The sequence below is a fragment of the Vibrio glycogenivorans genome, assembly GCF_051660965.1.
Taxonomy (GTDB): Bacteria; Pseudomonadota; Gammaproteobacteria; order Enterobacterales; family Vibrionaceae; genus Vibrio.
Genome location: NZ_JBPVIS010000006.1, coordinates 113,905 through 134,435, shown reverse-complemented (window position 1 = coordinate 134,435; position 20,531 = coordinate 113,905). Strand labels below are relative to the sequence as shown.

Annotated in this window: 21 protein-coding genes and 1 pseudogene; 4 read left to right on the top strand and 18 right to left on the bottom strand. The window is 47.0% G+C overall.

What is annotated here, in order from left to right; translation table 11 throughout:
• Positions 1-361 precede the first annotated feature (361 nt).
• Complete coding sequence (locus ACSTTG_RS13355; protein WP_438475160.1) at positions 362-754, top strand: hypothetical protein; 393 nt, start codon at positions 362-364, stop codon at positions 752-754.
• 238 nt (positions 755-992) lie between these two features.
• Positions 993-1,523 (top strand): beta/alpha barrel domain-containing protein, encoded by a 531-nt coding sequence (locus ACSTTG_RS13350; RefSeq protein ID WP_438475159.1) that lies wholly within the window; start codon positions 993-995, stop codon positions 1,521-1,523.
• Positions 1,524-1,890: 367 nt separating this feature from the next.
• Here the strand turns inward: ACSTTG_RS13350 and ACSTTG_RS13345 are convergent, their stop codons facing one another.
• The 9 genes and pseudogenes from ACSTTG_RS13345 to accD form a co-directional block, all read right to left on the bottom strand.
• Positions 1,891-2,370, bottom strand: coding sequence for a YehS family protein (locus ACSTTG_RS13345; protein WP_438475158.1), 480 nt, complete (start codon positions 2,368-2,370; stop codon positions 1,891-1,893).
• A 314-nt stretch (positions 2,371-2,684) separates the two neighbouring features.
• Positions 2,685-3,191: a GNAT family N-acetyltransferase gene (locus tag ACSTTG_RS13340; RefSeq protein WP_438475157.1), complete on the bottom strand. Its 507-nt coding sequence runs from the start codon at positions 3,189-3,191 to the stop codon at positions 2,685-2,687.
• Between the two features lie 495 nt (positions 3,192-3,686).
• Entirely contained in the window at positions 3,687-4,682 is a 996-nt protein-coding gene (locus ACSTTG_RS13335; protein WP_438475156.1) for a transposase, read from the bottom strand.
• A 149-nt stretch (positions 4,683-4,831) separates the two neighbouring features.
• Entirely contained in the window at positions 4,832-5,149 is a 318-nt protein-coding gene (locus tag ACSTTG_RS13330; RefSeq protein ID WP_438475155.1) for a hypothetical protein, read from the bottom strand.
• 137 nt (positions 5,150-5,286) lie between these two features.
• Positions 5,287-5,826 (bottom strand): hypothetical protein, encoded by a 540-nt coding sequence (locus ACSTTG_RS13325; RefSeq protein WP_438475154.1) that lies wholly within the window; start codon positions 5,824-5,826, stop codon positions 5,287-5,289.
• A 588-nt stretch (positions 5,827-6,414) separates the two neighbouring features.
• Entirely contained in the window at positions 6,415-6,906 is a 492-nt protein-coding gene (locus ACSTTG_RS13320) for an RDD family protein (protein ID WP_438475153.1), read from the bottom strand.
• Between the two features lie 406 nt (positions 6,907-7,312).
• The gene (locus ACSTTG_RS13315) at positions 7,313-7,963 is read right to left on the bottom strand and encodes a hypothetical protein (protein ID WP_438475152.1); all 651 of its coding nucleotides are present in this window, start codon (positions 7,961-7,963) and stop codon (positions 7,313-7,315) included.
• Positions 7,964-8,161: 198 nt separating this feature from the next.
• Positions 8,162-8,344: pseudogene (locus tag ACSTTG_RS13310) on the bottom strand (3,4-dihydroxy-2-butanone-4-phosphate synthase); the annotation flags it as partial.
• Positions 8,345-8,394: 50 nt separating this feature from the next.
• Positions 8,395-9,252, bottom strand: a complete 858-nt coding sequence (gene accD / locus ACSTTG_RS13305; protein WP_438475151.1) for an acetyl-CoA carboxylase, carboxyltransferase subunit beta — start codon at positions 9,250-9,252, stop codon at positions 8,395-8,397.
• Between the two features lie 110 nt (positions 9,253-9,362).
• Here accD and ACSTTG_RS13300 point away from each other — a divergent pair, with 110 nt between their 5' ends.
• Positions 9,363-10,262 (top strand): LysR family transcriptional regulator, encoded by a 900-nt coding sequence (locus ACSTTG_RS13300; protein ID WP_438475149.1) that lies wholly within the window; start codon positions 9,363-9,365, stop codon positions 10,260-10,262.
• Between the two features lie 210 nt (positions 10,263-10,472).
• Here the strand turns inward: ACSTTG_RS13300 and ACSTTG_RS13295 are convergent, their stop codons facing one another.
• From ACSTTG_RS13295 to ACSTTG_RS13260, 8 genes are all read right to left on the bottom strand, one after another.
• Positions 10,473-11,582, bottom strand: a complete 1,110-nt coding sequence (locus ACSTTG_RS13295) for a lipocalin-like domain-containing protein (protein WP_438475148.1) — start codon at positions 11,580-11,582, stop codon at positions 10,473-10,475.
• The gene (locus ACSTTG_RS13290; protein WP_438475327.1) at positions 11,582-14,062 is read right to left on the bottom strand and encodes an ABC transporter permease; all 2,481 of its coding nucleotides are present in this window, start codon (positions 14,060-14,062) and stop codon (positions 11,582-11,584) included. Before ACSTTG_RS13290 ends, ACSTTG_RS13295 begins: the two co-directional genes overlap by 1 nt.
• The gene (locus tag ACSTTG_RS13285) at positions 14,049-14,723 is read right to left on the bottom strand and encodes an ABC transporter ATP-binding protein (protein WP_438459539.1); all 675 of its coding nucleotides are present in this window, start codon (positions 14,721-14,723) and stop codon (positions 14,049-14,051) included. The genes ACSTTG_RS13290 and ACSTTG_RS13285 overlap by 14 nt, the downstream gene beginning before the upstream one ends.
• A gap of 37 nt (positions 14,724-14,760) precedes the next feature.
• Positions 14,761-15,012, bottom strand: a complete 252-nt coding sequence (locus ACSTTG_RS13280; RefSeq protein WP_438459635.1) for a TIGR03643 family protein — start codon at positions 15,010-15,012, stop codon at positions 14,761-14,763.
• Positions 15,013-15,119: 107 nt separating this feature from the next.
• The gene (locus tag ACSTTG_RS13275) at positions 15,120-15,740 is read right to left on the bottom strand and encodes an SOS response-associated peptidase (RefSeq protein WP_438475147.1); all 621 of its coding nucleotides are present in this window, start codon (positions 15,738-15,740) and stop codon (positions 15,120-15,122) included.
• Between the two features lie 85 nt (positions 15,741-15,825).
• Positions 15,826-16,272, bottom strand: coding sequence for a hypothetical protein (locus ACSTTG_RS13270; protein WP_438459541.1), 447 nt, complete (start codon positions 16,270-16,272; stop codon positions 15,826-15,828).
• 128 nt (positions 16,273-16,400) lie between these two features.
• A complete protein-coding gene (locus tag ACSTTG_RS13265) occupies positions 16,401-16,775 on the bottom strand; it encodes an MmcQ/YjbR family DNA-binding protein (protein WP_438475146.1) in 375 nt (124 codons plus the stop codon).
• The gene (locus ACSTTG_RS13260) at positions 16,766-17,716 is read right to left on the bottom strand and encodes a LysR family transcriptional regulator (RefSeq protein WP_438475145.1); all 951 of its coding nucleotides are present in this window, start codon (positions 17,714-17,716) and stop codon (positions 16,766-16,768) included. Before ACSTTG_RS13260 ends, ACSTTG_RS13265 begins: the two co-directional genes overlap by 10 nt.
• A 99-nt stretch (positions 17,717-17,815) precedes the next feature.
• Here ACSTTG_RS13260 and ACSTTG_RS13255 point away from each other — a divergent pair, with 99 nt between their 5' ends.
• The gene (locus ACSTTG_RS13255; protein ID WP_438475144.1) at positions 17,816-19,147 is read left to right on the top strand and encodes an MATE family efflux transporter; all 1,332 of its coding nucleotides are present in this window, start codon (positions 17,816-17,818) and stop codon (positions 19,145-19,147) included.
• 53 nt (positions 19,148-19,200) lie between these two features.
• Here ACSTTG_RS13255 and ACSTTG_RS13250 read toward each other — a convergent pair whose 3' ends face one another.
• Positions 19,201-20,442, bottom strand: a complete 1,242-nt coding sequence (locus tag ACSTTG_RS13250; RefSeq protein ID WP_438459545.1) for a CinA family nicotinamide mononucleotide deamidase-related protein — start codon at positions 20,440-20,442, stop codon at positions 19,201-19,203.
• Positions 20,443-20,531: the final 89 nt, after the last annotated feature.

Here is a 20,531-nt window from a genome sequence, read left to right as displayed (position 1 = left end):
AATAGACCAAATTATGATTTAAACACCAGGGCCCAAAAATAACTCATTAACTGCCCGTTACAAAGTTAGCTGGTTCGGTAACAATTTGAACAAATTTGAAGATGTGTTTGGTAAATAGCTCAGATTGCAATTTATATCGAAAAAGCGAAATATCTCCCACTTGCATTAGAAAAAATGAGTCAAGCTACCTCGCTGTAATTTGTGAAGTAGAGGATTGCTGGCAAGTTATGGGGCATTTCTGAGTTATGAAGTGCCCGCCGCGAAGGTTTTGGACAAAACTTAGCCAGCCTGTGTTGCAAAAATAGTCAAAACCAACTAGATTACGCGCCTTTCATGTTTAACTGATAGGACAATCATTCGTATGGGCGTAATCATTTCTTCACTAATCTTAGCAACTGTGATGACACAAGTTCCAAACTTAATGGGAATGAGTAACGCGAGTGAGTTGACGTGGGGCTCAGTAGCGAAAATTGCCCTTCTTACCTTGCCCATCACTTTTACCGGAACCGTTGGCTTCACCATGTTTTACGGTAAAGGGAGTGAAGTCTTTTCCTATCCATCGCTGAACATCATTGCAAAAATTGCGGCTTTCGTGATTGCGATTTTCGTTCAGTGGGTGTTTTACAAAAAAGTAGTCAACGTCGTCGAAATTGTCGGAATCGTGGTATGTATGATCGGCACCACGCTGATCGTCTTCAATCAGGAAATCAATCAAGTGGTCCAGTCGGTGATGAGCTCTAACAGTTCTGCCTGACGCTTTCTGAAAGCTACCTTAAGATTTCCCCTGCGTAATAGCAACATAATTATCAAACACTAGGTACCGCAGATCTGCCGCTCAAGGATATTCCTTCAAACCTTTGTTACTATTTTAGTCGAGTCATTAATCTCACTCAGCGATAACGTGATCAGTGCCTACCAGCCTATGTCCAATGCTGTCCAGTAGCGTTAGTATCCGTTCCAATTTCTAATTGGTACACTGTGAAAGGCCTCCGATGACTACACCCACTCAGTTCGAACTCTACGATATTCTCAAAACCTATGAGGATAACTACCACAACGGTCCCTTCTTTGAGGGCAAAATGCCAGCTCGACCAGCTGTCACTCAAACTCATAAGGTGTTTAACTATGAAGTCAACTCTCGCCTGGGTGTACCTGCAGGACCACTGTTGAATAGCCACTGGTGTGACGTATATGCGCAACTTGGTTTCGATATTCCAGTATATAAGACAGTGAGAAGTCTTGAGCGCACCTGCCACCCCGCGCCAAACTGCATCTTTCTAGATACCGACAAGCAGTTCAACAATCATGATATTAATGCAGAGATTCCGCCAGGTTCACGCCCATCTTTGGATGAACGAATCACAATTACCAACTCTTTCGGTGTCCAGTCTCTCGCTCTATCGGTGTGGATGAAAGATATCGAGGAAGGCAACCTTAAGATGGGTAAGAACCAGCTTATGGTCGTCTCGGTTAACGGTACCTTTAGTGGCACAGTGAATTTAGCCACAGAGTTAGAGTTCTAGGCACGAGGGAAAGTAAGTCAAATTATGCCTTAGAGAACCGCATACCTGAATGCTCGTAACCCATTTCGGGGCAAATTCGTGTTATTAATGGCGTCAGTCGTGACCCTGCTCGTATGACCAAAAGTATGGAAAAACTCCATATCCATGGCCAGTTTTAGTGAGTCACTGCAATAGGGGCAGTGTGTGTCTTGATTCTAAAAGCCGACCAGATTTCAGCGTGATTTGATAGGTATCTACTGACGAAAGACAAAGAGTAGACGTGATTGTGAAGCTCTAATATCTGTCTTTAAAATGATAAAAGCGAGTAGCCAAATGAAATGGTTCCCGCTTTTTTTAATCAATTACCACTTTCGATTCGAGATGAAAATTACCCAGTAAACTCTTCAGAATCGGGACGATTGGTAAACTGCACACCATTTAAGAAGTCACACAGCAGTTGGTCTTCACACTGTTTGTAGTTTTTGTTGTTTGGCTTGCGGAAATATGCACCAATTTCGTATTTACTCAAACTAATACCAACTACTTCTAATACGTCCAACACATCTTCTGCTTTCATGTCTAACGCAATGCGCAGCTTCATGAGAATCATGTTGTTGGTCAACGTGACTTCTGGCTTGGGTTGCTCGCCGTCTTTTTTTCCTCGCTTGAGGTTAATAAAGCCATTTAAGAATCCCGCTAACTCTTGATCCTTCATCTTGACGCAAGATTTGTCGCTTTCATCTTTTAACCAGTTTGCCACTTTATCGTGAGCCACAGTAACTTCGGCCTGCCCGAAAGCTTTCATTATCTGTGCGTTTTTAAGGTTTAACGCGTGTTGGATACGACGTAAAATTTCGTTGTTAGTCACTAGGGATTCCTAAAATGAGTTCTAAGGGTGAATAAAAATCCATCAATCACATGCGATCTGTGGGTGTCTTTATTCAATAGCGTAGTGACGGTGACTCTAACAGAGAACACGTTTCTTCGGTAGGTTAAAAAATGGAATAAGACGGCCTATTCGAACTAGTTGGCTAAGTTGGTAAGATCCTAGCTTACAGACATTGCACAGATAGGAAAATGTAGGTCAAACCACCTCACAGTGATTTGTGAGGTTGAATGCTACTGGCAAAGAATGGGGCAGATTCGTGCCACGTACTCCAAAGAATGCAGTCCTTCATTACGCTACAGTAATTTGAAGAAGTAAACTGTGCCTTCGAGTTCACCAGTTGAGCTGCGTGCGAAATTAGGGATTTGACCCGCTTCGGTATAGCCTATTGAACGATATAATGAAGATGCGATATCACCTAAACGTGTGTCCAGTACCAATAGTGAAAGTTCAAGCTCACGGGCGGCACTTTCCATCAGTGCCATTAAGCTTTTACTAATACCTTTTCCTCTCGCACTGGTATGAACCATAAGTTTCTCAACTTCACCACGATGGGAGGCATTGGACTTCGAGCAGAGAGACAATTGAACAGCTCCTACGATATTTTCGTTGTCGTAAGCAATAAACAACTTCCTGTTGCCCGACTTAAGGTCTTCCTCTACAGATGACCAGTATAACTTTACTTCTAGTTCATCTACTGGTGTTAGGAAACCAACAGAGGCCCCACTCTCGATACAATCGCTCAGTAACTTATTTAGCTTTTCAACTAAACCCGAGGTTGTGCTTACTTTCTTTACTTTCACGCAAACTCCCTGTTATTCAATGATTATTACATCCCATAATTGACTGAGTATATTCACCGATTAGGTAAAGTAGGTCAACTCAAGGCAGTGGTTGAGGATTAAGGATGGCTTGCTGAAAAGCTTTGGGGCAAAGACGTGCTGGGAGTATTGCTCTAACAACCTTCTACCTAAATAGAAAAATAACCTTAGAATCTTGAGTGCTTGTTAGTTATACCGTCACGGTAAATCACGTAACTTTTTAGCTGGGTTCCCGGCGTAAAAAATACATATATCGACACTCATATTTAAGTAAAGAACATAGATACCCATATTTGATTAAAATGAGATTACCGACCTATTGAATCAACAACGGTACGGTATACAGAACAGAAAAGGTGTCAAATATCAGACAAAATCTATGAAAAGAACCATTTTTTTGGTTATTGGGCAGTAACGGACAAATAATTCCTCACCACTGCACTCATCAGCGGAAATTCGAGCTTGATAAATAGAAAGTTAAGCAGCTTTAAAGCAACGCCTGGCGGAAGTCACGCCTTTCATCCGCTGCAAGCCCTGATGTCGCTGATATTGACGCAGAGACTTTTCACCACCGATAGGTCCGGTGAACTCCTTTTCAAGCGATACTATCAGGGACTTCCACACCGCTTCATCGATTCCTAGTCTGGACAAAATTGGTGGATGGTACTCAGCTATGGCCCCACGCTTGTCTTCGCGTATGGCGCGACCACTGAAATCGACCAGTGACAGGTAATCTTCAAGCCGGAACGGCAGCCCCTCTGGCATCTCCTGCCTTGAGTCTCCAACAAAGGGAAATAAGGCTTCAGGTTGGCGTGAGCCACAGCTGTCAGAATCCTGAAGAGTATCCACCCTCACCTTGATGCTGGTATATTCAGACTCTTCAGGAGTTGGTGCTATCTGGGCGCGGACCGGGTTTAAGTCGACATAAACCATACAGGCAACTAAGGCAGCGTCGTCAAGTAGCGCTTGCGACTTAAAACGCCCTTCCCAAAATCGACCTGTGCACCCCTCTTCTCTGTTAGCTTGACGGGCTATGGCCTCATTGAGATTGCGCATAAACCAGCTGATATCATACAGACGCTGGCGATACACCTCAACAATATCCATAACCGCTTTCAATGACGCGTCATTGAGCTGCTCTCCACTAAGATAACGGTTAGTTAGTAATGTTCCTTTATGCAATTGATGCCAACGCTCCAACACCTCAATCTCACTCCAGCCCAGAGCAGTCTCCTGATTAACATGCAGCACCACGTGGGTATGATTGCTCATCACCGCATATGAACAAACATCAATGGCAAACACACGCGCCAACTTGAGCAGACGCTCTTCAACCCAACCCCGCCGATGTTCATAACTCTTACCAGTAATCTCATCAACGCCACACAAATAAGCTCTGCGCACACAGCGCGAAACACAGTGGTAGTAGGCCGTATCATCCAGACTAACTTGTTCAGAGCGAGCTTTGGGCATCGTGATTCTCTTGAGAGTTAAACACTACTTCAGTGTAGGAGAGGATCGATAACTCCACCAATGATATGGGTGTCTAGTTAATTTTGAGTTAATTTTCGTAAAAATGCCACGCGTTGTGAAACACTCTTAAACAGTTTGTATGTTCGAATTTATTCTCTGTAAGGCGTAAAGTTTATTCCATAGCCAAAAGGATTTTCTTTTGGCGGTTCTTCAGGCTCTGTATTATATATCTCGACTTTTCCTCTAACATGAAATCCCACTTGTTTACCAATAACGTTTAACATGTCACAAGCTTGGTCAGAATCTAGCGCCCAAACTTTAATTGCCATAACCGCGGGGCCAACAGGACAGTCAAAACCGTGTGAATTGTCGACAACTGTACCATCCCCTAACACAGTGAAATGAATGTAGGGAGTCTGATCCTTTCCATATCTAAGTCTCAGTCTCCAATCCGAATTATTTTCCATTCTTACTCCATAGAACATAACCCTTTGCTAAGCAGCCAAAAGAATAGTTGCACCTTCTGTATGCCATCTTAAACACATAAGCTACTGTAAACATGAACTGCACCGTGTTTTTGGTCTGCTTGAGCATTTTGTTATGGCTAAATCCCAATTAAACTGGGAAATTCAGGGTGATTAATGGCTGTTTTTATCAAATTTTGAACTGCCGGTGTAAGGGCATCAGCTGTAGCATTACAAGCTGTGTTAGCATCAAATCCACTTTTAAATGAATACTTATGCTCTGCTTTAATGGAATTACCATTTGAAGACTCTAATATTACACCAATATCCCAATACCCATTAGTTAACCCAGATGTTGAGGAAAATTCAATTTTACTAACTTCACCAGTAATTTCACTTCCATCAGATGAGTAAATGCTTGCCATTTTCAACTCATCGTTTATAGCCTTCGCAATAAACTCAGGGACTGATAAACCATCAGCAGGCTCAATAGCTCCCCTCAGACGACAATTTGCATCAAACGATGCTGCTAGTGATAAAGAACCTACCTTAACTTTGGCCCCATCAAACTCCTTGAGTTTAACCACATTATCTACTGAACTAGCATACCTAGGAGGTTGCATTGTAGAACACGCGGTTAAAGCAAGCCCACAAAAGGCAATAACAATACTTTTTTTCATTTTAATTCCTTTTACTTTTTATCCATCAACAATACTCTAATTACATCTGTTTAAATCATCTAATTTTCCATAACACCCTGTTCTAGCGAATCCCCTCATTCGAATTCGCGTACCTAGGCGAGCTAGTTCTTCTTGAAGTTCAGTGAATGCTATCCATGCGTCTGCTTTCATGTTTGCCAAATCTTCAACTTTCTCCCCTGTCGCCATGAAGTCTACAAGGGCTTTATAAGCTACATAATTTCTTCTATTTTGTAGTAACTTGAGGTCGTGAACTAATTATTTGCTATTGCTATATTTGGCAAAAGCTTTAATTAACGATCCAAGAGCATAACTTTCATGTTATTTTCCAGTAAAGTTAAAAGGTATGGTATCCGTCAGATACACCTTTATGAACTTGCAACTGTACTCAATATATAACTTTAGTGAGTGCTCTATCATCTGGTACACTAAAAGTACATCAGAGACATCCTTAGAATACAATTTATAGGCTATTTGATTATTCACCACTCCCCCTTAAAAACTAACACTAATAATAAGCGGCGAGCGGAGCGAGTCCGGCGACCATCGGAAGCGTACTTGATTGGTTTGTTAGCTAATTTTATCATTAATAACCATTGTACTTCCCAAGTAGTCACCTATCCGACGGCGCTTTTTGGAAAACAAAATAACAACATCTAATATACTCGTAGCAGGAATCAATATGTTTCTAAGAAAAGACTGCCAATATGAACAATAAGCTCCAGAGTTAACATTGACTACAGATATTCCTAATGCTCTTTTCCCAAGACTCTTTCCTTTGGGAAGACCATCAGAAAATAAAAAGTAACTCGCGGCCACGGCTACCACCAGATAATCAGCATATTGGTGATTTAATCCAAATATCTGCTTTAGGTACATACCTCCAACAAACAACCCATATGTGAGTAAGACATCTAGTAATAAAGCATTGTGTCGCCTCCCTAGTGATGCAAGAGGATAACTTAGTCTCAGTTCCTGCTCAGACAAGTTGGGACACAGACTTTCTATCTCAGCAGATTCATCCGTCAATACAGATCCGATAGTTGGTTCAATCTTCGTCATGAAAAGTTCCTTTTAATTTACTAATGCTTGTTATGCGGCAACATGCCACTTAATTCCCTACAGCACTGCCACCAAAAACAAACCTAGATCAACATAATCCATAAAGTTCATTAGATTATCAACCGATTAAGTCAAACGTATGTCGCTGTATGATGCATATTGCGGACCTAACGCCTCTCCAAGCCACAACAACCTCCTCTGATGAATGGAACACATAACTCCGCCATCTAGCGAATTGATAAGCCTAAAACTCTTCATAAATTACACCGATTATAAAAAGTAAGGTAAAGTACCTCGTTGTTGTTTGAGAGGTTGATCGTCGCTGGCACGAAATGGGGCAGTGTTGTGTTACACTCCCCATAAAGAATTAATAGTATAAACACCACTCTGTACCTAAATAGAAAGGCTATTGACAGATTGGTTCTATTAACTCAGGTTTATTGACGTTTCGCTCAATGTGTCCGCTTATTAAACCACCTTCGCTGTCAAACATCTCAACACCATACTCTATACGCCCATCGCTATCCACACTAGTGTGGCCTCTGTTCCATTTAGGAATATTCTCGTATGCGTAGCAACCTAGAGACTCTTCCCAGTAGTAGCCAGTAGTATACGGCAACATTAATACCCAATATTCGTGATGAGTAGGCATGATCGCTTTATAAACACCATTATCTCTATGATTTGAATCACATAAAGAACGACTATTTAAATCAAGCTCCGAGCGATAATACTCCCCTGTGAATGTATTACCTTCAGAATTCAGAAATTGAATAGTAACCAGATCATCCACCTCTGGGTCGCCTTGAAGTAACGTCCAATTTGGTGTTTCATGTCGTGTCCAACAAAGATATCCCGATGGTGCTAACACTAGCTCGATAAGATTGACATCCTCTTCTAATTCAGGCATGGATATAAAATAAGAGGAATAAGGCTGATTTAAACGCCACACCACTCTTGCTTCAGGCTCTTGGGTGTCACTATCACTATCACTATCATTGTCACTGCTACAAGCCACGATAAAAAACAAACACAAGAAACCTATGTATCTTTTCATTCTCTCTCCCTAAAACTTCAACCATCTTGATAAAAAACCTAATAAAATCATATAGAAATAAGGTATGTTATCGTCTGTGTTTATATGCCATCAAGAAAAGAGTGATCAATATATGGGCCTGATCTACTTATGCGTAAACAAATAGTGGCCAGCTCGCACTAAGTCACATGGTTTAGCATGTGACGCAGTCGCAGCTTATATGGCGTTAACCTTATCAGTGGCTGAAACTCCAGTAGTCACGCCTATTTTGGCTTCGACGCTCACAGTAAATGCCGTATGGTTTGCACTATCGGCTACGGCAACCACTGGTGGTAAGTTTAACTGATCAACTTGTTGCTCGGTCAAGCACAGACAGACTATACCACTGCACTCCCTAATCATGTCACTCCCTCTGATGTTGTAACGCCAAATAATTGAACCGATTAAGCCCCCTAAGCAATTGGCGTATCGGTGAGCTTGGATAGAAGAGAAGCGATTCGTTGCCTCATATCGTGCCTGTGCACGATCATATCTATAGCACCATGCTCTAAAAGGAACTCAGTTTGTTGGAAGCCCTCAGGTAATTCTTCGCGTACCGTTTGCTCGATGACGCGTCGGCCCGCGAATCCGACCCTTGCATTTGGCTCACCAATATTAATGTCACCAAGCATAGCCAAGCTTGCAGAGACCCCTCCATAAGTCTGGTCGGTCAATACTGAGATATAAGGCAACCCAGCCTTCGATAGCAGGTTCAAGGCTGCGCTAGTTTTGGCCATTTGCATTAAAGCTATTAATGACTCTTGCATCCTAGCTCCTCCACAGGCAGAAAAACAAACTAGACTGCAGTTGTTATCCCTTGCGGTATGAACGGCTTGAACAAATCGGGCTCCTACGACGGCCCCCATGGTCCCTGCCATAAATGAAAACTCAAACGCACAAGCTACGACAGGTATCCCCATTAATTCTCCTTTCATTACAATTAATGCATCTTTCTCCCCAGAGCTCCGCTGTGCTTTAGCAAGGCGGTCGGAGTAGTGCTGTTTGTCTCTAAAGCCTAATGTATCCGCTGGCTCAAAGTGGGTAGCAATTTCGACTTTTTCATGGGTATCTAGAAAGCTATCAAGTCGCCTACGAGCTTTCATTCGCATGTGATGATTACATTTGGGACATACATCCAAGTGAATTTCTAGGGTTTTGTAATAAAGGATATGACTGCATTGAGTGCACTTTATCCACAAGCCCTCAGGTATTTCAGCCCTTTTTTTACTGGTAATATTCTTATTGCGTATTAGTCTTTCGAGCCAACTCATGCCTACATCTTTTTAGTTTCCTACGGTAAGCTAAGTATTGTATAAGCCTATATTTGGTAATAAAGTGAGTTATTTTGGTTACATAATCCAATATTATGGGACAATAGAAATTGCTCAATAGAATTGATCAGCAATGGCTCAGAAGCTTCCATTGCGTGTACGAAAACCTGAGCATTAAGCGTGCATCTGATTTTTTAAGCTTACCGACATCAAACATCAGTCGCCACATTCGCTTGTTAGAGCAAGAGCTTGATACACGCCTTTTTGACAGGACGACGCGCAAAATCGCGCCAACGAGTGCTGGAGAGCAGTTATATATCCTCACGCAGCCGTTGTTGAGTAAGTTGGATAATGCGCTGGAGGAAGTCACTAACCAGTCCAGAGAGGCAAAGGGACAGCTTAGAATACTAATGCCAGATTCTCCGATACTGGCCAATGCGGTGGTGAGCTTTTGTCAACAACATCCATCTATTTCCATCAGCTGCGATACTAGCGTTAGCCCTAAAGAGGACTTGTTCGATGGTTTCGATGTTATTTTAAAGTTCCACCGGGGAAAGCTCGCAGACTCCAGCCTGGTTGCGAGAGAAATCCAGCGCTGGCCTAGTGCTGTAGTTGGCTCACCAAACCTCCTTAGCCGTTATCCAACGCCCTCTAAGATCACAGATTTACAGTACCTCCCGTGTATTAGTAGTCTAACCGCAGTGAACGGGACACCTTGGGTGTTCAAAAATAATGGTAATGAAGTCACGATTCAAAGAGTGAAGTCTTGCTTTAAAGTCAACAGCGGTCACCTGGCCAAAGCTGGGGCCGTTGCTGGTTTAGGGCTCGCCATATTACCCATTGAACATTGCCAAGATGAAATACGCTCAGGCGCTTTACAGGTAGTTGATATGGAGTACCAACCGGAGGACCTTGTACTGTGCGCGTTCTACGCGTCCCAAAAACATGTAGCCAACCGGATACCTATGTTTATTGAACACATAAGACGTCACGCCCACTTCGACAGCTGAATCACAGCAGCGATTGCGCTTGGATATAGTCGTGCCACTATACATAATTTTCCGAGAGCCCGAGCGACAACTTAATTGCTCAAGTATGCTGTGATCTTTTTGCTCTACGTTCCGGCTCAGCAGCAAGAGCATAGATACTTTCGGCGTCCACAGGCCTTAGAAATCATTTATGTTCTATTTTGTGGCCAATAGCGAGTTAGCTTTCACCACCTAATAGCCAGTTAACTCCATATAACCGTTGCCCTCATGACTTCCTTTAATATTGACCGGGCCTTCCCAGTAAGGCACGGTCAATGGCATTTTTGCCAATGGATTAAGCGCTGTGATGGTCAGCGAGATCGCTTGTGAGGGAATGGCCAGCCACCACTCTGTGGGGTATCCAGCTCCATCAATACGACTGGTTTTGCGCACCGAGAGTTCTATTTCGTTTTGAGGAATGTTCACCCCTTGCCCATCTCGATGCATCAGACGGGCATAGGCATACTCAGCTTGTTCACTGCCCAATTGGCGCAACTGAAATACCACCAGCGTGGTATCTGGGTCCAATCGCAATGCAAACCAGTCCCAGCCTTGCTGTGAATCGAGCAAAAACTGTGAGCTCCACTCTCGGTCTATCCAGCCTTGCCCTGTTACTGAAAGCGCTTGCCCATCGATCGTCACCGTCCCGTTAACCGAGACAAATGGCTGACTGTAGTAATAAGACGCCACCTCGCCATTAGTGCTCTTTTGACTAAAACCATCCAGGCCTTGTAACTGATATGGCGCATCACTGGTGAGGCTTAGAGCGTAACTAAACTGCTCTGAGTCTGCTTGCAAAGTGGCCGGGAACAGATCAGTGCTGCTTGAATGCCAACGCCAATCATCGATAAAGGCATCGAAAGGTGCGCCCGTCACTCCTGCTAACTGTGGGTGAGCGCGTGACCACTTTTCATCGGCATAGTGAACGTTGTTTGTAGTGACCGCGCTATGCGCCATATATAGCTGCCCGCTTGACCAAGGGCTGTTGCCCTCAACATCTGGCTCTGTTGCCAAGCGAAATAAGGTCCACTGAATACCAATCTGCTCTCCTCGCTCATCAATTAAATTCGCCGTCAGATACCACCATTCATGACGATAGTCGCCGTGAGATAGATGATCACGCGGGAACTGCAATGGGTGGCCTGGCGTAACTTGGGCGTAAACGTTCTCTTCTCCCCCCTCCCCCATCCAACTGCCCATTGATGGAGCCGGCGTGTTATCACCACCAGTTAAGCTCATGACAACTAGACTAATGACGGTCAAGGCAACAGCACTTAACACTATGATCCACACTCTAATCATCACAACACCTCACTCTGCAGAGCCGAGATAACTGGTCTATTGACCAGTCGCCAGAGGGGAAAAACCGTCGCGGATACCGCGACCACTAAGGTGATCATGCAGATGATCAGCGCACCGCTCCATTGCCAATCAAACACTAAGCTCCAACCAAATGCACGCAGAGTGACGATATCTGTTAAAACCATGCCCACTAAAGCTCCAAGTGGTAGCGCCAGGATCAGCGTGAATACCACCAGGACCGCAATTTGCCCAACTACTACTCCTATCAATTTGTAGCGACCGACCCCAAGCGCATACAAACGTGCGATCGCCGCCTTACGCGCATCAAGCAACATAAAACACGCACTAAACAGCCCCACGACTGCCACCAATAAGGTCACACTGTTGACCGCACTAGTGATAGCAAAGGTTCTGGAAAAGATCTCAAGGGCAAGGGATTTAATTTGCTGCTGATCATACAATTGACTCTGTTGTAGGTTAAATTGAGTTTTAAGCTGCTCGATTACCGCGAACGGGGCTTGATTAAAAGCTACCCCAACGCTTGATGGTGTGGCAGTGAATCCCAGTTGCTGCCACAGTTTAGGGGCAATCAGTACCTCACCATCAGGCGAGCCGTAATCGTGAAAGATGGCGCCGACATGAAGCGGCACACCCGCCAGACTCTCGCTCTCAAGTAGACTGCCCAGTTTGAGCTGCTGCTTTACTGCCGTAGGCTCACTGATGGCCACCAGCTCTCCAGCATAGAAACGCAACCAGAAGTCATCTAACTGCGAGTGAAACACCATGGTTTGCTCTAGGGTTTGGCGATCCTTGGTGCCAAGCTGTATCGGCAAGTTAGCAATCTTATCGTCGATATACGTTTGAGTATAAACGCTTTCGATGCCCTCCATATCCTCTAACGCTTCAATCAAGGGCAGCATTTGTCCCGCTGACGGCGTGATGTATAGGTCGGCGTGCAGACGCTGCTCTAGCCAGGCTTTGAGGGTCGATTCAAAGCTGCCTACTAGTGTATTCATGCCAATATTTGCGGTTACTGCCAAAAGTAGTGCCATCATTGCCAATGAGAGCGGCGCGACGAGCTCTCGAAGCTCGGCAAACAGATAGCATATCAAGCCTGGGGGGGAGCGCCTTACTGCCCACTCACTCAGCAAAGTGAGGGTTTGTGGTAACAGTAAAGGGATGGCGACAATCAGGACGCCAAGCCAGAGCATGGTAAAGCGAAAATGCTCCGCGCTGAGCAGCCCGATCATCGCGACCGTCATCAAACTCAGGCCGAGTTGCCACAAACGGCCAGAGGCCAACACCGCCGATTGGGCATAGAGCCCAGTATGTGAAGATAATGGCTGTCCAATATGACGGCGAAAATAGTGCCAACAGGCTATGAGCGCCACGACCCATGTCAGTAATAGCGATTGCAGCCACCACTGCCATTGCCAAATGCCTGGTAACAAGGTCGCGCCATAGAGCTGCTCTAGCGTCACCGCCACCATAGGGTGCAACCAATAGCTCAACTGGATACCAAGAATAAATCCAACACTGACGCCAATTAGCACTAACAGCGTTAACTCTATCACTAGGCCAGCTTGCAGTGTGCTTGGGGCTATCCCCGCTTGCTGCAGTTGCACCAAGAGCCGGCTGCGTTTGAGTAGACTGTATTGCACTCCGTTGTAAGCGATGAACAGTCCAACCAGAAACGCGAGCAAGCTCATTGCGGTCAGGTTTAGATGAAAGCTGTCGGTTAAGGCTCCCAGATCGTCACTTTGCTGATTAATCTCCCAACGCACTTGCTGCTCAGTCGCAGACAAGAAAGCAGGCTCAGGTGAGAGATTGGGATCAAACACAGCGATATAACTAAGCTGACCGTCTTTTTTCAATAGACGCTGTGCGAACCCAATATCGGCAAACAATTTACTGCCCAAACGCCAGCTATCGGGCACGACCACCAGCTCAGCCTCAACGCCCTCAAGTACGATAGTGTGCGCACCACCGGTTCGCTCATGCTGTGACTGACTGATAAGAACTAACGGCTCGCCAGCCAGAAGTTGATTGAGTGGTAGCTGCTCGCTTGAAAGCGAGGCGCCAGCGTCTTGATCTAAAAAGCGCGAGCCTGATGTGATGGCAGCAATCACATCGCTGCCTTGTAGAGACCACCTTTGTCCCTCTTGGTCGCTCACCCGACCTTCGATAATTGGCAGTGCCCCGCTGACGCTGGCCTGGCGTAGTGCAAAATAAATCTGCTCAGATAGATATCGCTGGCCCAAGGGGGGAAGGACAAAGGCATTGGCACGAGCGCTAAGTAGCTCAGTCGATTGGGCGTAACTGCGCTTGGCGTTGAGGTTGATAGCTTGAACGGCGACAAACAGTGTCACCGCTAGCAAGATCCCAAGCAAAATCGAACCGGCCTGGAGCGGTGCTTGACGATAGTGGGCAGCGAACACCTTTAAGCTAGTGCGTAAATGCTGCAACTCAATTCGCCTCATCAATTTGCCCACCACTTAATTGCAGCTGTGTTTGCATATATTGCGCACATTCACGACTGTGAGTGACCAGTACGATCGCCGTGTTACCTTGCGCGGAGAGTTCAATGAGTAGGCGCATCACCTCATTACTGGCGTGTTGATCTAGGTTGCCCGTCGGCTCGTCTGCCAACAATATCTTAGGGCGATGGGCCAAAGCGCGAGCGATAGCGACTCGCTGTTGCTGCCCCCCAGATAGACTGGCAACATGACGGTCGAGCAGTGTGTCTATCCCAAGTGACGCCACCAGGTGCTGACACCAATCATTCCAATGCTGGCCTTGTAGGGTCAGGGGAAACTCAATGTTTTGCCTGACGTTCAGCGGTGTAAGCAGGTTGAACTGCTGGAATATCACGCCAAGCGAGCGAGCGCGAAAGTCACTCCACTGTTGGTGTTGCCAATCATGTGTGTTGTCACCCAACAGGATAAGGTCGCCGCGACTTGGGGTTTCGAATCCGCCGATGATATTAAGTAAGGTACTTTTGCCACTGCCACTTGCCCCCGTCAGGGCGATGCTTTCACCGTGCGCGATCGACAGGTTGATGTGGCCAAGCACCTGATGCGTTTCCTTACCATCTTGAAAGCTCTTAGCCAAATTGACGAGTTGCACCAGCGGGTGTTCCATCTCCCCTCCTTGTTTGTCGCGCGGGACCTATTTGTCTTTACCTGACTTTATACTGAGTTGGACAGTACCCACGCAGAATATCAGGGTGACGCAGCCGCTCATGCTTGCTGCGCCGACCAGATACGCGCTTACGCCATAGTTTAAAGCTCGAGCGCTTCATATTCGCGCGCATCAAGGTGATCACTTGCGCTTCGCTGACACCAAATTGCCGCCAGATTGCCTCAAATGGCGTGCGATCCTCCCACGCCATCTCAATAATTCGCGAGCGCTGCTCTTCATCTAAACTCATTTCACTCTGTCCACTGTTATCTATATAGGTCATTTCATACGCCATTGAGGGAGTAAAAGACTGAAATGTGTTCTGAAATCAACAAAAAGCGTTAAGTTGCAACGAGATTAGACACGCTCACAGCGGCTCACTACAAGACGGGGTTGCCAACATTGAGTAGTCAACCGATGAGCCTCTTGCACGCTTCCAGCCAGCCAGGTATCGAGCTGGCCATCCTCCAGCAGCAGTGGCATTCGGTGATGATAGTCCGCGCACTGCGCATTGGCACTGGTGGTCAGGGTGACTAACTTACTATCATCGAACGCAATCCCGGCCATCCACACTGGTGAGCCATTGGGCTGTGCAAAAAGATAGCGCTTCTTGACACCAGCATGAGTCGCCCACTCATACCAACCCGAGCAGGGCACGATCACTCGCGCTTGTTGAAAGGCATTGCGAAACGTGACCTTGTTGGCCACCGATTCCGCTTGAGCATTGATAATAATTCGTTTTGACCAGCTGGGCTGAATGCCCCACGCGAGATTGATTTGCTTGAATCCGGCATGATGGTTTGGTGAGGAGAAAGGCTCGGATGAGGCGAGATGGCCATGCGACGGATGGTGAATAAGCGTTGCTACCTGCTCGGTTGGCCTCAGGTCTTGATTGGTTGGCGTGGAAAAGGTGACCCCGAGCAGCGTAGTGACGGCTGTGCACAAAGGGTCATCAATAATATTCAGTCTGCCACACATAAATCACCTCATCGCTACGCTCTAACAAGCACTATAGCAAAGGAGGTCACTATGACTGTGGGCTTGGTCGCACTAACTGATCGCACTAACTGATGGCAACGATCACCCGGCCATCTTCCAGATGCTCATCGCACTCTGCGCCATCTAACATCTGACCAAGCGGCGACTGCGGGGTGATCACCACCACCTTGCCGTTAGCAAGCTTGACTCCACCACACACGGGCAAAAACCAGCACGTCATGCCATCATTAAGGCACACCAATGCGCCAAGCTCTATCTCATCGTCAGCATCAAAGTCACGCAACACCATCGACTTGAGGCGCTCAATCATCGCGGTGCAGTCGGCGACACGTTGTGACTGTCCATGCGCCAGATAGGCCGCTTCAAGACCCACGGTATCGTACTGGGTTTCGGCCACACTCTGCTCGTGGGTTGCATCATCGTGCGCACTATCTGCCGCATTGAGGGCAGTTTGGCGTGAGATTTCAAGAGTTTCAATCAAGCTCTGGCGTAATAGATGTTTGTCATACATAGCGGTAGCGTACTAGTCGTGGAGATGAGTGTTCTGCGCGCTATGATAACCACTTGAGTGCCAAACTGAAACTGTCCTTGTTGCGAAATGCATTTATTGCACAGCTCGGTGATTGTAGTGCTTGTTTATCACGGTGTTGGGTCATCACCGATAATCAACAAGCTGGTTTGCTCGCGCTTGGGTAACTTACTCACCACCAGCCGATAAGAGCGGTCGATCAGGTCTTCGAGCATCGATTCAGACACCTCGCCATCAAGCGCAATCGTTACCCAATGACGCTTGTTCATATGGTAGCCACGTTTGATGCTCGCGTACTCATCGACCAAAAAATCCACCTCACTCGGCTGGCATTTTACGGTCAAATCGAGCGGCGTATTCTCGTGCGCCACCCAGGCAAACATCTTGCCTTTCACCTTATATACACGCACTTCGGGCCCAAATGGATAGCTGAGTTCGCTGCCTGCGCGGGATAAAAGATACTGCTCTAGCTTGTTTAGCTCCATTGTTCCACCCTTCTTATTTGCCATTGGTTTTGCTCAGCCAATGCGGTTAAATCGTCTAACTGCTGAGTCGTCTCTTGGCGCAGCCAGCTGGCTATCTCCTGAGTGATTTCGCTCGGCTGTGGTTGATGACAGTAATACTTCCACGGACTGGTGTAGATGATGGTCTGTTTGGGACTGGTCAAAAAGCCTTGCTGCAGTTCCGGTAGCACCAACAGCATATCAGTAACGGTCACCCCTTGTCCGGATAGGCAGGCACTCAGCGCCAGATCAAGGGTAAAAAGCGTCGAGTTCCTCACGGTCTCGCTCTCGCGATGCCCTATCTGCTCGAGCCAAGAGCGCCAATCTGTATGATCATCGGTTGGATGCAGGCGCGGCTGCGCGAGAACATCGTCAATAGTGACCGGCGCTTGGTCGGGGCGCGTGGCACACACCGGTGACATATACTCATCACGCAGAAATTCAATGTCATGGCGCGGCATGGGTTTGCGCGTGAAAAATATCGCCAGATCATAATCACCTGAGGTCAAGGTTAGCTCCTCCTCAAGCGTGGGCACAACAATGATCTCGTATTGAGGGTATCGCTCAACCAAATAGGGCAGCCGTGGCATCAGGACTCGCGTGGCGAAACTCATCGCCGATTTTATCACGATCCGACGCCCTTTTTGCGGCTTCCAGCTGGCAAATAACTGATCCAATTCACTATAACTGCGGGTCAGCAGCTTGGCCAACTGTTGGCCCTTATCACTGAGTTCAATATAACGCTGCTTGCGGATAATCAGTGTCTGCTGACAAAACTCCTCGAGTTGGCGGATTTGACGACTGACCGCGCCTTGGGTCACATGCAGTTCATCTGCCGCCCGAGTAAAACTCATATGACGCGCTACCGCTTCAAAAGTGGTTAAGCATTTGTGCGAATAAGGAGTATCTGGATAACTGGTCATTGTTTAACCCATGAGTTGAAGTAATGTCAGACTGGCATAAAAGTCGATTGAAAGCCAATCGATAGATCGCTATTTTACTCCTCCACAAAAGAGGATCTTATGCAAACAATACTCACACTGGCTCTGCCGCTGATTATCTCCCAACTTATTTCAATGGCACTGGTCCTCACGGATATCTGGATGATGTCCCAACTCTCTGTCGCTGCCATTGCTGCAGGTGGACTGGGGGCGACGGTTTACAACTTCGTCTTTATTCTCATCTCGAGTATTGTCGGCTGCGTCGCCAATCTGGTGGCGATTGCTTACGGCAAACAAGTCGCCCAGCGTGAAGCCGCACAAGCGCAAATCGACCAAGCGGTGAAAGGTGGAATTTTAGTCGCACTCTTGCTCTCTATCGGTAGTGTGGTGGTCTTTGCCGCCGCCCCACAGTTTTTGACGCTCGCGGGTCAGCCACAAGCGGTGATCGAGCAAGCGATGGTTTACCTCGACGCCGTCAAATTGGCAATGCTGCCCTCACTGATGCTGCTTGTGCTGCGTGGCTTAGCCAGTGCAACGGGTAACGTGCGTTCGGTGATGTTTATGTCGATTGCCACCGTGCTGATCAATATCCCCCTTTCCTATCTGCTCGCGTTCCCGCTCGGACTTGAACTTAGAGGTCTGGGACTTGGCACGGCACTGTCCGCGCTGTTGGTGATGCTCGGCTATGGTTGGTGGCTATTCAAGCACCCAAGCTATCAAGCTTATATGCCATGGCAGAGGCTTGAACACTATCGTCCTGGGGCTATGTTGCCGATTTTAGGTCTTGGTACACCGATTATGCTTGCCGCCCTGATGGAGAACGGCCTAATTTACGGTGGGACACTGTTGGCGGGAACCATCAGCGTGACCGCGCTCGCAGTTCACCAAATCCTTTTGCAGTGCCTGAGTTTCACCTGGAACATTAACTTCGGCCTCTCTCAAGCGGCGGCGATACTGGTTGGGCGAGAGTTTGGTGCAAGCAATTTCAATGCGATAAAAACCATCTCGTTAAAAAGCTTTGCCTTGATGACCTTACTCAGCCTAGTACTGTGCGCAGTATTTATCGCCTTTCCCGTTGTGATCATTACCTTGTTCAACCTTGATAGCGCAGAGCAAGCCGCAGCTGCGTTGTTCCGCTCGGTGCTTTGGGTGGTTGCCATCTCATTTGTTGTCGATGCTTGGCAGTTGTTAGCGATCAATTTGCTGCGCGGCATGACCATAGTCAAAGGCCCGACACTTATTACTGCGATTGGTTATTGGGGATTTGGCATTCCGAGTGCGTGGCTGCTCACTCGCGATTACGGTCTGACCGGTATCTGGGCAGGGATCGGTATTGGCCTAGCGGCAACGGGGATTTTTCTAGTGGTGATGCTGTATCAGCGCTTAGTCAAGGACTCTAGGCAGCACGCCTAGGCTAGGATGAGCTGCGGCCCCAAGCTTGGGGCCGTTCAAACGTAACAATTAGACTAACTCTCAATCATTGAGGCAGGGATAAAAATCTCTTTGCTGCGCGTTACCGAGGCGTATTCTGGAAAAACATTCGCCGCTGACAGGATTCGGCGCAACATATCCATTGCCAGTGTCGAAATGACCACCTTACTGTTTTCAGTGTTGTAGCGACGATTGAAGCTCAGCAACTGCCCCCACTCCCCTTGCTCGGTCGCGACGGCAATGGCAAAGGTCTGGTTATCTAACGCCCCAGTGACGACCGCGACATCACTTTTACAGCGGTCTTTGCTAGCCCCTGCAAGAGCTAAAGCTGCTGCCACCGGGTCTTGCTCATGACTAAAGTTAGGTTTATCACTACCGAGCACCCAGGCAGAGCCCATCTGGGCACTGGCCTTCTCATCTGAGTTCACCCAGTAACTAAGGTGACCAAAGGTCGATTCTTCTGCAATCGATAGATTGAATTTTTTGTCTGCGAGTAAATGACCAATATGCTCAATCATTGTTTCATCGATACTGACCACAAATTCCGCGATCAGCTTGTAGACCATCTGCATCAACTTTACCCGCACCTCGATATCATCGGCCGGACCAAGCAACTTGACCTCGATAAAAGGCATCGCGGAACGATAACCAAACTCGTAGCCCTGTGGAAGGTCAAACTTAGCCAGTCTATCTGACAGACCAGACTCAGTACTGCCAAAGGTGTACAAACGACTGCAACGCATCGGCGTGAGTGTGGGAACATCGGCTTTGATGCGTGGGCAAATCGCCTCTGTGATCATCTTTTTAAATTCACTCGGCACACCCGGAGTAAAGTACAAGTCACAATCGTTGAGTCGAACCTTAAACCCACACGCCGTACCGACCGGATTGTCGATCATCTCAGCACCCACAGGTAACATCGCTTGCTTGATATTGCTCTTGGGCATCTCTTTGCCTCGAGCGGCGAAAAATTGCTTGAGCCTGTCTAGCCACTCGGTATTGAGTTCCAAACCCACCTCGGCTGCCGCGGCCATGGCCTCGGCGCTCATATCATCGGTCGTCGGTCCCAGACCACCATTGACGATCACCACATCGTTGTTAAAACTCAGCGTAACCAACTCTTCGATCAACGTATCCATGTGATCGCCCACAGTCGAGCGACGGGCTAAGGGCAGCCCTTGTTGGTAAAAATACTCTGACAGCCAGGCAGCATTAGTGTCGACAATGTCGCCATGAAGCACTTCTTCACCCGTGCTTAGCATTACGATTTTGATCATTAAGACGGTCAATCCTTATTGTTTAATGTCTCCAATATCGGGACGATTACTTACTATTAAGTCGCTGTTAGGTATAGGGTTCCAAATGA

Excerpts from the sequence above, each read along its gene's own strand:
- accD (WP_438475151.1), bottom strand. The coding sequence starts at position 9,252 with ATGAGTTGGCTCGAAAGACTAATACGCAATAAGAATATTACCAGTAAA.
- ACSTTG_RS13285 (WP_438459539.1), bottom strand. The coding sequence starts at position 14,723 with ATGGAACACCCGCTGGTGCAACTCGTCAATTTGGCTAAGAGCTTTCAA.
- ACSTTG_RS13275 (WP_438475147.1), bottom strand. The coding sequence starts at position 15,740 with ATGTGTGGCAGACTGAATATTATTGATGACCCTTTGTGCACAGCCGTC.
- ACSTTG_RS13295 (WP_438475148.1), bottom strand. The coding sequence starts at position 11,582 with ATGATTAGAGTGTGGATCATAGTGTTAAGTGCTGTTGCCTTGACCGTC.
- ACSTTG_RS13335 (WP_438475156.1), bottom strand. The coding sequence starts at position 4,682 with ATGCCCAAAGCTCGCTCTGAACAAGTTAGTCTGGATGATACGGCCTAC.
- ACSTTG_RS13325 (WP_438475154.1), bottom strand. The coding sequence starts at position 5,826 with ATGAAAAAAAGTATTGTTATTGCCTTTTGTGGGCTTGCTTTAACCGCG.
- ACSTTG_RS13355 (WP_438475160.1), top strand. The coding sequence starts at position 362 with ATGGGCGTAATCATTTCTTCACTAATCTTAGCAACTGTGATGACACAA.
- ACSTTG_RS13270 (WP_438459541.1), bottom strand. The coding sequence starts at position 16,272 with ATGTATGACAAACATCTATTACGCCAGAGCTTGATTGAAACTCTTGAA.
- ACSTTG_RS13250 (WP_438459545.1), bottom strand. The coding sequence starts at position 20,442 with ATGATCAAAATCGTAATGCTAAGCACGGGTGAAGAAGTGCTTCATGGC.
- ACSTTG_RS13290 (WP_438475327.1), bottom strand. The coding sequence starts at position 14,062 with ATGAGGCGAATTGAGTTGCAGCATTTACGCACTAGCTTAAAGGTGTTC.
- ACSTTG_RS13320 (WP_438475153.1), bottom strand. The coding sequence starts at position 6,906 with ATGACGAAGATTGAACCAACTATCGGATCTGTATTGACGGATGAATCT.
- ACSTTG_RS13265 (WP_438475146.1), bottom strand. The coding sequence starts at position 16,775 with ATGGAGCTAAACAAGCTAGAGCAGTATCTTTTATCCCGCGCAGGCAGC.
- ACSTTG_RS13280 (WP_438459635.1), bottom strand. The coding sequence starts at position 15,012 with ATGAGTTTAGATGAAGAGCAGCGCTCGCGAATTATTGAGATGGCGTGG.
- ACSTTG_RS13255 (WP_438475144.1), top strand. The coding sequence starts at position 17,816 with ATGCAAACAATACTCACACTGGCTCTGCCGCTGATTATCTCCCAACTT.
- ACSTTG_RS13330 (WP_438475155.1), bottom strand. The coding sequence starts at position 5,149 with ATGGAAAATAATTCGGATTGGAGACTGAGACTTAGATATGGAAAGGAT.
- ACSTTG_RS13260 (WP_438475145.1), bottom strand. The coding sequence starts at position 17,716 with ATGACCAGTTATCCAGATACTCCTTATTCGCACAAATGCTTAACCACT.
- ACSTTG_RS13350 (WP_438475159.1), top strand. The coding sequence starts at position 993 with ATGACTACACCCACTCAGTTCGAACTCTACGATATTCTCAAAACCTAT.
- ACSTTG_RS13315 (WP_438475152.1), bottom strand. The coding sequence starts at position 7,963 with ATGAAAAGATACATAGGTTTCTTGTGTTTGTTTTTTATCGTGGCTTGT.